At 69.4% G+C, this 12907-nt stretch carries 14 protein-coding genes; all 14 read right to left on the minus strand.

Going from position 1 to position 12907, the window contains the following annotated elements; translation table 11 throughout:
* Positions 1-8: 8 nt before the first annotated feature.
* A complete protein-coding gene (rplB, locus tag NI26_RS14955; protein WP_058728264.1) occupies positions 9-848 on the minus strand; it encodes a 50S ribosomal protein L2 in 840 nt (279 codons plus the stop codon).
* A gap of 18 nt (positions 849-866) precedes the next feature.
* Positions 867-1166, minus strand: a complete 300-nt coding sequence (gene rplW / locus NI26_RS14960; RefSeq protein ID WP_058742338.1) for a 50S ribosomal protein L23 — start codon at positions 1164-1166, stop codon at positions 867-869.
* Entirely contained in the window at positions 1163-1822 is a 660-nt protein-coding gene (gene rplD, locus NI26_RS14965; protein WP_066657033.1) for a 50S ribosomal protein L4, read from the minus strand. Before rplD ends, rplW begins: the two co-directional genes overlap by 4 nt.
* A gap of 2 nt (positions 1823-1824) precedes the next feature.
* Entirely contained in the window at positions 1825-2478 is a 654-nt protein-coding gene (rplC, locus tag NI26_RS14970; protein WP_022903285.1) for a 50S ribosomal protein L3, read from the minus strand.
* A gap of 13 nt (positions 2479-2491) precedes the next feature.
* Positions 2492-2800, minus strand: a complete 309-nt coding sequence (rpsJ, locus tag NI26_RS14975) for a 30S ribosomal protein S10 (RefSeq protein ID WP_022903286.1) — start codon at positions 2798-2800, stop codon at positions 2492-2494.
* 770 nt (positions 2801-3570) lie between these two features.
* A complete protein-coding gene (locus NI26_RS14980) occupies positions 3571-4386 on the minus strand; it encodes a DarT ssDNA thymidine ADP-ribosyltransferase family protein (protein ID WP_066657034.1) in 816 nt (271 codons plus the stop codon).
* 81 nt (positions 4387-4467) lie between these two features.
* On the minus strand, positions 4468-5445 hold the full coding sequence (locus tag NI26_RS14985) for a DNA topoisomerase IB (protein ID WP_066657035.1): 978 nt from the start codon (positions 5443-5445) through the stop codon (positions 4468-4470).
* A 143-nt stretch (positions 5446-5588) separates the two neighbouring features.
* Positions 5589-6776: an elongation factor Tu gene (tuf, locus tag NI26_RS14990; protein ID WP_058728450.1), complete on the minus strand. Its 1188-nt coding sequence runs from the start codon at positions 6774-6776 to the stop codon at positions 5589-5591.
* Between the two features lie 136 nt (positions 6777-6912).
* Positions 6913-9027, minus strand: a complete 2115-nt coding sequence (fusA, locus tag NI26_RS14995; RefSeq protein ID WP_066657042.1) for an elongation factor G — start codon at positions 9025-9027, stop codon at positions 6913-6915.
* Between the two features lie 102 nt (positions 9028-9129).
* Complete coding sequence (gene rpsG, locus NI26_RS15000; protein WP_058742332.1) at positions 9130-9600, minus strand: 30S ribosomal protein S7; 471 nt, start codon at positions 9598-9600, stop codon at positions 9130-9132.
* 5 nt (positions 9601-9605) lie between these two features.
* Entirely contained in the window at positions 9606-9974 is a 369-nt protein-coding gene (gene rpsL / locus NI26_RS15005) for a 30S ribosomal protein S12 (protein WP_058728453.1), read from the minus strand.
* Positions 9975-10309: 335 nt separating this feature from the next.
* Positions 10310-11443 (minus strand): hypothetical protein, encoded by a 1134-nt coding sequence (locus NI26_RS15010; RefSeq protein ID WP_066657044.1) that lies wholly within the window; start codon positions 11441-11443, stop codon positions 10310-10312.
* A 176-nt stretch (positions 11444-11619) separates the two neighbouring features.
* On the minus strand, positions 11620-12078 hold the full coding sequence (locus NI26_RS15015; RefSeq protein WP_066657046.1) for a DUF6121 family protein: 459 nt from the start codon (positions 12076-12078) through the stop codon (positions 11620-11622).
* Between the two features lie 52 nt (positions 12079-12130).
* The gene (locus tag NI26_RS15020) at positions 12131-12781 is read right to left on the minus strand and encodes a CBU_0592 family membrane protein (protein ID WP_158407774.1); all 651 of its coding nucleotides are present in this window, start codon (positions 12779-12781) and stop codon (positions 12131-12133) included.
* Positions 12782-12907: the final 126 nt, after the last annotated feature.

Here is a 12907-nt window from a genome sequence, read left to right on the forward strand (position 1 = left end):
CTGAACTCCTACTTGCGCTTCTTGCCGGCGTTACGGCGACGGACGATGAGCTTGTCGCTCGGCTTGTTCGGCTTGCGCGTACGACCCTCGGCCTGGCCCCAGGGGCTGACCGGGTGACGACCACCGGACGTCTTGCCCTCACCACCACCGTGCGGGTGGTCGACCGGGTTCATCGCGACACCACGCACGGTCGGGCGGACGCCCTTCCAGCGCATGCGGCCGGCCTTGCCCCAGTTGATGTTGGACTGCTCGGCGTTGCCGACCTCGCCGATCGTGGCGCGGCAGCGGGCGTCGACGTTGCGGACCTCGCCCGACGGCAGGCGGAGCTGCGCGTAGGGGCCGTCCTTGGCGACGAGACGGACCGAGGCACCGGCCGAACGCGCCATCTTCGCGCCGCCACCGGGGCGGAGCTCGATCGCGTGGATGACCGTACCCACGGGGATGTTGCGCAGCGGCAGGTTGTTGCCGGGCTTGATGTCGGCGCCGGGGCCCTGCTCGATGACGTCGCCCTGCTTGAGCTTGTTCGGCGCGATGATGTAGCGCTTCGTGCCGTCGACGTAGTGCAGGAGCGCGATGCGCGCGGTGCGGTTCGGGTCGTACTCGATGTGTGCGACCTTGGCGTCCACGCCGTCCTTGTCGTGACGACGGAAGTCGATCACGCGGTACTGGCGCTTGTGGCCACCACCGATGTGGCGGGTGGTGATGCGGCCCGAGCTGTTGCGGCCACCGGTCTTCGGCAGCGGACGAAGCAGCGACTTCTCCGGCGTCGAACGGGTGATCTCAGCGAAGTCGGCGACCGACGAGCCGCGACGACCGGGGGTCGTCGGCTTGTAGTTACGAATAGCCATGATTTATCCCTCTGGTCCTCAGCCGACAGCCGTGAAGATGTCGATCGAACCGGACTTGAGCGTCACGATGGCGCGCTTGGTGTCCTTGCGCTTGCCCAGGCCGAACTTCGTGCGACGGGTCTTGCCCGGACGGTTCAGCGTGTTGATGCTCGCGACCTTGACGTCGAAGATCTTCTCGATGGCGAGCTTGATCTCGGTCTTGTTCGAGCGGGGGTCCACGATGAACGTGTACTTGCCCTGGTCGATCAGGCCGTAGCTCTTCTCCGAGACGACCGGCGAGATGATGATGTCGCGCGGGTCCTTGTTGAAGCCGCTCATGCGGAGATCTCCTTCGCGGTCTTCGACGCGATGAAGGCGTCGAGTGCGCTCTTGCTGAAGACGAGGGCATCCGACTTGAGCACGTCGTAGGCGTTGAGCTGGCCGTACGAGAGTGCGTGGACACCCGGCAGGTTGCGGATCGACTTGAGCGTGAGCTCGTCGTCCGACTCGAGCACGACGAGCACGTTCTTGACGGGCGCGACCTTCTCGATGAGCGTGCGAGCGGTCTTGGTCGACGGCACCTCGGCCGCGACGAAGGACTCGACAGCGGAGATGCGGCCACCGCGGGCGCGGTCCGAGAGCGAGCCGAGCAGGGCTGCGGCGATCATCTTCTTCGGGGTGCGCTGCGAGTAGTCGCGCGGGGTCGGTCCGTGGACGACGCCACCGCCGGTGTGCTCCGGAGCGCGGACCGAACCCTGACGGGAGCGGCCGGTGCCCTTCTGCTTGAACGGCTTGCGACCAGCACCGCGGACCTCGCCGCGGTTCTTGGTCTTGTGGGTGCCCTGACGCGCGGCGGCGAGCTGCGCGGTGACGACCTGGTGGATCAGCGGGACGTTGGTCTCGACGTCGAAGAGCGCGGCGGGCAGCTCGATGCTGCCGGCGACGGCTCCGGTCGCGTCGAGGACGTCGATCGTGGTTGCGGTCTCGGTGGCCATGATCACTTACCCTTCACGGCGGTGCGGACGAAGACGGAGCGACCGCGCGCACCGGGGACGGCGCCCTTGACGAGCAGCAGACCCTTCTCGGCGTCGACGGCGTGCACCGTGAGGTTGAGGACGGTCACGCGCTCGCCACCCATGCGGCCGGCCATGCGCATGCCCTTGAAGACACGCGACGGGGTCGACGAAGCACCGATCGAACCGGGCTTGCGGTGGTTGCGGTGGGCACCGTGCGAAGCGGACACACCGGCGAAGCCGTGGCGCTTCATGACACCGGCGAAGCCCTTGCCCTTCGACGTCCCGACGACGTCGACCTTCTGGCCGGCCTCGAAGGTGTCGACGGTGAGCTCCTGGCCGAGCGTGTACTCGGCGGAGTCGTTGGTGCGGATCTCGGTGAGGGTGCGACGCGGGGTCACACCGGCAGCCTCGAAGTGGCCGGCGGCCGGCTTGTTCACCTTGCGCGGGTCGATGGCACCGGCGGCGATCTGGATCGCCTCGTAGCCGTCGCGCTCGACGTTGCGGATCTGGGTGACCACGTTCGGGCCGACCTCGATCACGGTGACGGGGATGAACTTGTTGTTCTCGTCCCACACCTGGGTCATCCCGAGCTTCTTGCCGAGGAGGCCCTTGACGGTCTTGGTTGAGTTCGCCATTGGTCGGTCCCCCTTACAGCTTGATCTCGATGTTGACGTCAGCCGGGAGGTCGAGTCGCATGAGCGAGTCGACGGCCTTCGGCGTCGGGTCGACGATGTCGATGACCCGCTTGTGCGTGCGCTTCTCGAAGTGCTCGCGCGAGTCCTTGTACTTGTGGGGAGAACGGATCACGGTGACCACGTTCTTCTCGGTGGGGAGCGGCACCGGGCCGACCACGGTCGCACCGGCACGGGTCACCGTGTCGACGATCTTCCGGGCCGACGTGTCGATGACCTCGTGGTCGTACGACTTGAGCCGGATGCGGATCTTCTGTCCCGCCATGTGTCTCTCTGTCCTCTCTGCGCCGCGCACCCTCGGGCCGCCTGACGCCGCCGTCACCGTGCATTCCTGCAGGGCTTGGCTGTTTTCCTGAACCAACCGGCCGCATCCTCGGGGGATGACCGCTGTTCTCCTGTCAACCGCGCAGGGCGACCGTGGCCGTCCAGCGTGGGCATGTCGCTTCCCCCACACCTGGACACAGCAGTGGCCAGGCGCTCACGAGGGACTCGATCGTGTTCTGCTGCCTGCGGCCCAACCCAGCTCCGCTGGACGGAGGGGTTGTGCACTGCCAGAGCAGTGATCCTGCGCGCGCGAACGCCCGCGGAATTCGGAACCGGACAAGTCTCGCACAGCACGTCCGTGCGTGCAACCCGGGCGTGTCGCCCGGTCCGGTGGGGTGCGAGAGGGGTCGCTCCCCCGGAACGGCGGGGTTCCGGTCGGCCTGGAGGCACGGCGCACCCCGGGCGCGTCGGGCGCGTTCCCGAGGTGCTCGGTGTGCTCGCGGCGGCGCCTCCGGTGGCCGGGATCGGTCACGCCGGCGCTGCTCCGGCGGGCGCCGGTGCGGCCCCGTCGCTCCGCGAGCGGGCAGGACACGCCGCGCGGTGCGCGGCGGGCGGGCGGGATCGGTCGCGTCGAGGTGCCGAGCGTGACGGAAACGGCCCGCTCGGCACGGCGCAGTGGAGGACCGGGCAGCCCGGCGAGCCCGGTGGAACCGATCGTGCCCGCTCGGCGAGGCCGAGCGGGCACGATGGTGGGGAGGTCGTCCGACCCGGTCAGAACTCCTCGGGCACGGGCGGGACGAACCAGGGCGGGAAGACCGCGACGCGGGGCCCGGTGACCCGGTGCTGCGCGAGCAGCGACTTGACCTGCTGTCGGACGCGGTCGTTCGGCACACCGATCACGGCGACGGACGAGAACGGCACCCGAGGCCCGGCGAGCAGCTCGAGCCCGTGCATGTCCGGGTCGGTGAAGTCGGTCCGGCGGATCAGGTTCGTCGCGGCCTCGGGACCGACGGCGAACCGCACGTCGTCGGCGTCGGCGTCCTGGTCGGCCACGATCACCGACGCGCCGAACGCGGACACCGGCACGACGAGCACGACGTACTCGGTCGCGCGGGTGCGGCGGGCGGCGTCCGACCACCGGGTGCCCTCGGCACCGTGACGGAGCTCGTCCCAGCGGGTGGCGTCGGGCGAGAGGGTGAAGGGCACGTGCCCGGAGACGGGTCCGCCGTCGGGAGCACTCGCCTCGGCGCGGGCGGCCCGCGTCTCGGCCGAGCTGACGTCGACGACCGGGGCGGCCGCGTCGGCAGCGAGGATCGCACCCTCGGCGACGATCGACGACAGGTTGTCGACGTGGGTGGCGTGGTGCGCGCGGAGCGACGCGAAGACGCGGGGCTCCGGCAGCTCGGGAGCCGCGGGAGACCGGAGCGACGACGAGCCGCGCGCGGGCGCCGGGGTGGAGCGGAGGTCGGTGGTGATGCGGGTCCGACGGGGCGTCGGCGTGGTGGGGACGGCAGGCACCTCGGCCTGTCGGGGAGAGCAGATGTCGCAGAGCTCGGTGGGGAAACCGTGGATGCACTCGTCGGTCACGACTGGGAGGGGTCCTTCCGTGCCCGGGTGGGGGAGGTCGGGCACGGTGTCCAACCGTACGTCATGATCCGCCCCCTTCCGTCACTGTCGGTAGAGCAGGGCACGCACCTCGGACTCGGCTGCGTGCAGGCGCTCGGGGTCGATGGTCTCGCCGTGCTGGTACGCGTCGAGCAGCCGCGGGTCGATGTAGCTCTGCCGGCACACGGTCGGCGTGTTGCCCAGCTCCTCGCTCGCGGCCTTCACCGCGTGCGAGACGGCCTTCTTGCGCTTCGCCTCGCTGGGTTGGGGTCCGGTGCGCGCGAGGTCCACGGCGGCGGCCACCGTGCCGTGCAGGGTGCGGAAGTCCTTCGCCGTGAACTCGTCGCCGGCGCGCTCCTTCACGTACTCGTTGATGTCCTCGGCGGCGAGGGGCTCCCACTCCGCACCCCGTCCGTCGCGGAACGACAGCAGGCGGGCGTTCGGGCCACGCCGCTTCATCCCGGCGATCACCCGCGCGAGGTCGTGGTCGTGGATGGTCGAGGACCACTCCTGGCCGCTCTTGCCCGGGAAGTCGAGCTCGATGTCGTCGCCGGACACGTGCGCGTGCGCACAGAGCAGCGTCGACAGCCCGCGGCTGCCGTGCTCGGTGGCGTACCGCTCGGACCCGACCCGGAGCGAGCCCTGGTCGAGCATCCGGAAGGCCGCGGCGAGGGCACGTCGGCGGTCGGGCTCGGGCCGTCGCAGGTCCTGTGTGACCATCCGTCGTGCGGACGGCAGCGACTCCGCCAGGGCCAGCGCGCGGTCGTACTTGATGCGGTCCATCCGCTCGCGCCAGCCGGGGTGGTACATGTACTGGCGGCGGCCGACGCCGTCCTTGCCGGTCGCGAGGATGTGCCCGTTCTCGTACGGCGAGATCCACACGTCGTCCCAGGCCGGCGGGATCACGAGGTCCTCGAGGCGCTGCCGGACGGCCTCGTCCGTGACGGTCTTCCCGTCCGGGTCGCGGTACGAGAAGCCCTTGCCGCTGCGGACGCGGTGGTAGCCACGACCGTTGGTCGCGGAGCGGCGGAGACGGGTCACGCCGACGATGTTGCCCGTCAGCGCCTGGGACCCGTCACCGGGAACGCTCCCGGAGGAGCCCAGAGGTCCGCCGGGAACGACGAAGCGGGGCCGGACCCGAAGGCCCGACCCCGCTGGCGCAGTGTCTTCCGGAGAACCGGGAGTTACTTGACGATCTCCTCGACCGTACCGGCGCCGACCGTGCGGCCACCCTCACGGATGGCGAAGCGGAGGCCGGCCTCCATCGCGATCGGCTGGATCAGCTCGACCGACATGGCGACGGTGTCGCCGGGCATGACCATCTCGGTGCCCTCGGGCAGCGTGATGACGCCGGTGACGTCCGTGGTGCGGAAGTAGAACTGCGGACGGTAGTTCGCGTAGAACGGGTTGTGACGACCGCCCTCTTCCTTGGTCAGGATGTACGCGTTCGCCTTGAACTCGGTGTGCGGCGTGACCGAACCCGGCTTCACGACGACCTGGCCGCGCTCGACGTCCTCGCGCTTGAGGCCACGGATGAGGAGACCGGTGTTGTCGCCCGCCTCAGCCTTGTCCAGCAGCTTGCGGAACATCTCGATGCCCGTGACCGTGGTCTTCTGCGTCGGGCGGATGCCGACGATCTCGACCTCGGAGTTGAGGTCCAGCGTGCCACGCTCGACACGACCGGTGACGACGGTGCCACGACCGGTGATCGTGAAGACGTCCTCGATCGGCATGAGGAACGGCTGGTCGGTGGCGCGCACCGGGTCCGGGACGTTCTCGTCGACGGCGGACATCAGGTCCTGGACGGACTTGACCCACTTCTCGTCGCCCTCGAGCGCCTTGAGCGCCGAGACCTGCACGACGGGGGCGTCCTCGTCGAACTCCTGCGAGCCGAGGAGCTCACGGACCTCGAGCTCGACGAGCTCCAGGATCTCCTCGTCGTCCACCATGTCGGACTTGTTCAGCGCGACGACGATGTAGGGGACGCCGACCTGGCGGGCGAGCAGCACGTGCTCACGCGTCTGGGGCATCGGGCCGTCGGTGGCGGCGACCACGAGGATCGCGCCGTCCATCTGCGCCGCACCGGTGATCATGTTCTTCACGTAGTCGGCGTGACCCGGAGCGTCGACGTGCGCGTAGTGGCGCTTGTCGGTCTGGTACTCGACGTGGGAGATGTTGATCGTGATGCCGCGGTCGCGCTCCTCGGGAGCGCTGTCGATCTGAGCGAAGTCACGGGCCTCGTTGAGGTCCGGGTACTGGTCGTGCAGAACCTTGGTGATCGCCGCCGTGAGCGTGGTCTTGCCGTGGTCGACGTGACCGATGGTTCCGATGTTGACGTGCGGCTTGGTCCGCTCGAACTTGGCCTTGGCCACTGTGGGTCCTCCTCAGGACTCGGAGAGCACGCCCCCGGTCTGACGACCGTTGGCGAGCAGGGTGTGTGTCTAACTGTACTTGGTGACGAGGGGCCCGTCGCCGGGCACCCTCGCCTGTGGAGAGAACGCCGGAGCGTTACTCTCCGCTGTTCTTCGCGATGATCTCCTCGGCGACCTTGGCCGGGACCTGGCTGTAGGTCTCGAAGGTCATCGAGTAGACCGCACGACCAGAGGTCTTGGACCGGAGGTCCCCGACGTAGCCGAACATCTCGGACAGCGGCACGCTCGCGCGGACCACCTTGACGCCCGAGGCGTCCTCCATCGAGGCGATCTGGCCACGACGGGAGTTCAGGTCACCGATGACGTCGCCCATGTACTCCTCGGGAGTACGCACCTCGACGGCCATGATCGGCTCGAGGATGGCCGGGCCGGCCTTGCGGGCGGCCTCCTTGTAGGCGATGGAACCGGCGATCTTGAACGCCATCTCGGACGAGTCGACGTCGTGCGCCGCGCCGTCCTTGAGGATGGCCTTCACGCCGACGGTCGGGTACCCGGCGAGGATGCCGACCTGCATGGCGTCCTGGATACCGGCGTCGACCGACGGGATGTACTCACGCGGGACGCGACCACCGGTGACGGCGTTCTCGAACTCGTAGACCTTCTCGGCCGTGACTTCCATCGGCTCGAGGGCGATCTGCACCTTCGCGAACTGGCCGGAACCACCGGTCTGCTTCTTGTGCGTGTAGTCGTAGCGCTCGACGACCTTGGTCAGGGTCTCGCGGTAGGCCACCTGCGGCTTGCCGACGGACGCCTCGACCTTGAACTCGCGCTTCATGCGGTCGACGAGGATGTCGAGGTGGAGCTCGCCCATGCCCTTGATCGTCGTCTGACCGGTCTCGGCGTTGAGCTCGACGCGGAACGTCGGGTCCTCTTCCGCGAGCTTCTGGATGGCCGTGGAGAGCTTCTCCTGGTCGGCCTTCGTGTTCGGCTCGATGGCGACCTCGATCACCGGCTCCGGGAACGTCATCGACTCGAGGACGACCTGGTCCGACGGGTCGCACAGGGTGTCACCGGTGGTGGTGTCCTTGAGGCCGATGACCGCGTAGATGTGACCGGCGGTGACGTTGTCGACCGGGTTCTCCTTGTTGGAGTGCATCTGGAAGATCTTGCCGATGCGCTCCTTCTTGCCCTTGGTCGAGTTGATGACCTGGGCACCGGACTCGATCGAGCCGGAGTACACGCGGACGTAGGTCAGACGACCGAAGAAGGGGTGCACCGCGACCTTGAACGCCAGGGCCGAGAACGGCTCGGTGGCGTCGGGCTTGCGGATGATCTCCTTCTCCTCGTCCTTGACGTCGTGGCCGATCATCGGCGGCACGTCGAGCGGGGACGGGAGGTAGTCGATGACCGCGTCGAGCATCGGCTGGACGCCGCGGTTCTTGAAGGCCGAGCCGCAGAGGACGGGGTAGACCTCGGAGGCGATCGTGAGCTTGCGGATCGCGCCCTTGATCTCGTCCTTGGTGAGCTCCTCGCCACCGAAGAACTTCTCGAGCAGGGCGTCGTCGGTCTCGGCGACGCGCTCGATCAGCTTCGCGCGGTACTCCTCGGCGCGGTCCTGGAGGTCAGCCGGGATCTCCTGGACCTCGTACTGGGCGCCCATGGTCACGTCACCCTTGGCGTCGCCGGGCCAGACCTTGGCGTGCATCTCGATGAGGTCGATGACGCCGACGAAGTCGTTCTCGGCACCGATCGGGAGCTGGAGCACGAGCGGCTCCGCACCGAGGCGGTTGATGATCGTGTCGACGGTGAAGTAGAAGTCAGCGCCGAGCTTGTCCATCTTGTTGACGAAGCAGATGCGCGGGACGTCGTACTTGTCCGCCTGACGCCACACGGTCTCGGACTGGGGCTCGACGCCCTCCTTGCCGTCGAAGACGGCGACGGCACCGTCGAGGACGCGGAGCGAGCGCTCCACCTCGACCGTGAAGTCCACGTGACCGGGGGTGTCGATGATGTTGATCTGGTTGTTGTCCCAGAAGCAGGTCGTCGCGGCCGACGTGATCGTGATGCCGCGCTCCTGCTCCTGCGCCATCCAGTCCATCGTCGCGGCGCCGTCGTGGACCTCACCGATCTTGTGCGTGATGCCCGTGTAGAACAGGATGCGCTCGGTCGTCGTGGTCTTGCCGGCATCGATGTGCGCCATGATGCCGATGTTGCGGACCTTGTTCAGGTCGGTGAGCACGTCCTGTGCCACAGGTTCCTCCGGAAGAGTTGTAGGAGAGGTTGGCGTCCGGGTGGGCGCCGACGGTTCATGACCGCGGGCACCCACCCGGAGCCGGGACTACCAGCGCCGGACTTACCAGCGGTAGTGGGCGAAGGCCTTGTTCGACTCGGCCATCTTGTGCGTGTCCTCACGGCGCTTGACCGCGGCACCGAGACCGTTCGACGCGTCGAGGATCTCGTTCATGAGACGCTCGGTCATCGTCTTCTCGCGACGGGCCTTGGCGTACGAGGTGAGCCAGCGGAGCGCGAGGGTGTTCGCGCGGTGCGGCTTGACCTCGACCGGGACCTGGTAGGTCGAGCCACCGACGCGGCGGCTGCGGACCTCGAGGGTCGGACGGACGTTGTCGAGCGCCTTCTTCAGCGTCGCGACGGCGTCCTGCTGGTTCTTGGCGGTGACGCCCTCGAGTGCATCGTAGACGATGCGCTCGGCGAGGCCCTTCTTGCCGTCCAGGAGGATCTTGTTGACGAGCTGCGAGACGATCGGCGCGCCGTACACCGGGTCGGCGACGACGGGACGCTTCGGGGCGGGACCCTTACGAGGCATCTAACTCAACCCTTCTTCGCGCCGTAGCGGCTGCGGGCCTGCTTACGGTTCTTGACGGCCTGGGTGTCCAGGGCACCGCGGATGATCTTGTAGCGCACACCGGGGAGGTCCTTCACACGACCGCCGCGGACGAGCACCATCGAGTGCTCCTGCAGGTTGTGGCCCTCACCGGGGATGTAGGCCGTGACCTCGGTGCCGTTCGAGAGCTTGACACGAGCGACCTTGCGCAGGGCCGAGTTCGGCTTCTTGGGGGTGGTGGTGTAGACGCGGGTGCAGACACCACGCTGCTGGGGGTTCGCCTTCAGTGCCGGCGCCTTGGTCTTGACGACCTTGGGCGTACGACCCTTGCGAACGAGCTGCTGGATGGTAGGCAACTGTTCTCCTGGTTCTTCGCTCGTGTTCTGGCCGACGCCTTCCGTCGGCTTCCTCATCCCACGCTGATCACGGCCTGACGGCGGAGGGGAGGTCGTGGGATGGATGACCCGGTACGGTCTCGTCGAGGACGACGAGGGTGACCCGGGATTTCGGGCGCGCCCGAGAGCGCACACCCGGTAGAGACTACCCGCGTCACACGGCGAAATCAATCCGGGCGCGTCGTGCTCCGAGCGACCCGCCGACGCGCCAGGCCGGCCCCGTACCGGACCGCACCGGTCGCGGCGGAGGCGGGGCGGGCCTCCCGGCCGTCGACCGCGGTCCGGGCCGGTCCGCGTCAGGAACCCGAGTCCGACGACCCGTTGCCGACGGCGGACTCGAAGGTGGCGCCGTCGTCGGAGAAGCCCGACACGTACCCGCTCGCGTTCACGTTCATCGGCCCCGCCGTGGCCGTGCCGACGCCGTCCGGTCCGGAGATGTCCGCGGTGAAGGTGGCGCGGCCGAGCGTCGTCGTCGAGATCGTCCACCCGCGCGACAGCCAACCGCCGACCGTGACCTCCGGGCGCTGCTCGAGCGTCCACTTCTGGTTGGTGTAGGTGTACGCCGGGTCCTCGCCGTAGGCGTAGAAGCTGCAGCCCGCCGGGGCCGGGTCGGTGGAGGCGATGCAGCCGTCCACCCAGCGGTCCACCGCCTGCTGCGCGGCCTGCTTGCCGTCGTCGGTGAGCTCCGTCGTCAAGGACACCGGCACCGAACCGGTCCCGCTGAACCCGGGGACACGAGCGGAGGCGCGCTCTGCCGTGAACCACTTCCCGCCGTCGACGGTCACGTCGTACGTCCCGGGCAGCGCGGTCAGGTTCGCGATGCCGTCGTCGGACGTCCGGACACGCTGGCCGGCGACCTCGACCGGGGTCCCGCCGGGGCCGCGCACCGAGACCTGCACCCGGCCGAGGTCGGGGGCCTCGAGCTCCCACACCGGGAAGACCCCCAAGTCGGTCCCCGTGCGGTCGAGCGTGAAGGTGGAGGCGACGTCCCGGCCGCCCTGACGGAGGTAGGCACGCACGGTCGCGGTGTCGCCGTCGGTGCGCGTGGCCGCGATGCGGTACCCGGTGACCCGGTCGGTCGCCTTCGCGTAGGCGGCGTCGGTGAGCAGGACGTCCTCGTCGTCGTGGTCGACACCCGCCAGACGCAGCGCGTCGTCGACGTGACCGGCGGTCAGGTCGTCGAGGAAGGCCCGCACCGGCCGGTCGGCCGAGTGCGAGGAGGACTGGAGCGCGTACCCGACGACCCCCGTCGCGAGCAGCAGGACCACGGCGGCGCCGCCGGCGATGATCCCGACCAGTGCGCCGCGGCGCATCCGGCGACGAGGCCGTCGTGCAACGGGGACGGCCGCCGGGACCGGTGCTTCCTGCGTCCCGCGGATCGTGTCGACGTGCGGGACACGTGCCCACCCGTCCGGCTCATGGTCGGTCATGCGTCCCCCGTCGTGCCTGTTGCGTGCCCCCGGATCCTACCGCCGACCGGCGCCGCGGGACCGGGGCTGTGGCCGGCGCTGTGGAGCGCGGGCCGGAGTCGGAGTCGGGGCGGGGTCGGAGGCGCACGCATGCACGGCGCGCGACAGCCGGGGGGCGCCGAGCGCGCGGGTGACTCCTAGCGGCGGTCGCCCTCCACGCCGGGGGTCGCGCCCGCCGGACGCTGCCGGGCCTGGTAGCGGGCGGCGGAGACGCCGCCGACGACGCAGAGCAGCGCCACGACGACGGACCCCACGACGAACGGGCTCAACGCGGACCCCGCCGGGAACACGAGGAGCTCGGTACCGTCGCCCCGCGTCATCGAGTACCCGATCGCACCCGTGCCGAGCATGACGAGGTACGTACCGGCAGCGGCGACGAGCCCGGTGACGCCCGGGTTGCCCTCGCGGATGCCCGCGGCGGTGGCGAGGAACACGACCGCGGCCGCCGCGACCACCATCGTGGGGCCGAGGTAGGGACTCGCGTCCGGCTGCGGGATCGCCTCGACGTCGGCGAGCAGGGCTTCGAAGCCCGTCACCGCGATGACGAGCGCGATGAAGAGGACCGACGTCATCGTCGCGATCAGCCACCGGGACATGGCTCGATGCTACTGCCGGGCACCCTGGGTGGCGGGTTGCGGCGCCGTCACGTCACCGTGCGGCGTGCTCCTGCGCGTGCTGGGGTCCCTGCGCTGCGGGGCTGCCCTGGGTCACCTGGTGCTGCGCGGAGTCGTCCTGGGTCGCCTGGTGCCGCTCGGGGCCGCCCTGGGTCGCCTGGTGCTGCGCGGCCGCGACGAGCGCGAGCGCGATCGTCGCCGTGATGACGGGGACGGACTCCGTCATGGGAGCGACGGGGGCCGTCACTGTGCCGTCCTGGAGGCGCGACTCGCCGCGGTCGCGCTCCCCCGGCTCCGCCTCGTGGTCGCGCAGGGCCGGCCCGACGACCGGCAGGACCGCCGTCGTCGTCGGCGGCTCGCTGTGCAGGACCGGCGCCGTCGGCAGGGCCGACGCGCTCGGCAGGGCCGACGCGCTCGGCAGGGCCGAAGCCTGGTTCCCGGCGGCCCGACGTGCGCGGCCCATCCTGACCAGGACGACCACCGCGATGACCGCCCAGATGCCGTTCACGATCGTCGACGGGATCGCGTGGTGCGCAGCGACGTTGACAGCGACGGAGAGGCCGCCGACCAGGTTGAGGGACTGGTAGAGCGGCCCGTTCGGGATCTTGCCCAGTGAGAACAGCAGGTAACCTGCGAGAACGGTTACGGCTCCGAACCAGCCGAGGAACTCCACGATTCCGACCAACACGCGCGACTCCGGGCACGACGAGGAACGGCCGTCCTGAGGCGACCGTCCGAGAGGGGTGTGAGCAGCCGCGAGTGCGGCGTCGGGAGCATCGTAGGCACACCGACGGGTGTCGCGGAAGTGGGT

The sequence above is a fragment of the Curtobacterium sp. MR_MD2014 genome, from assembly GCF_000772085.1.
Lineage (GTDB): Bacteria > Actinomycetota > Actinomycetes > Actinomycetales > Microbacteriaceae > Curtobacterium.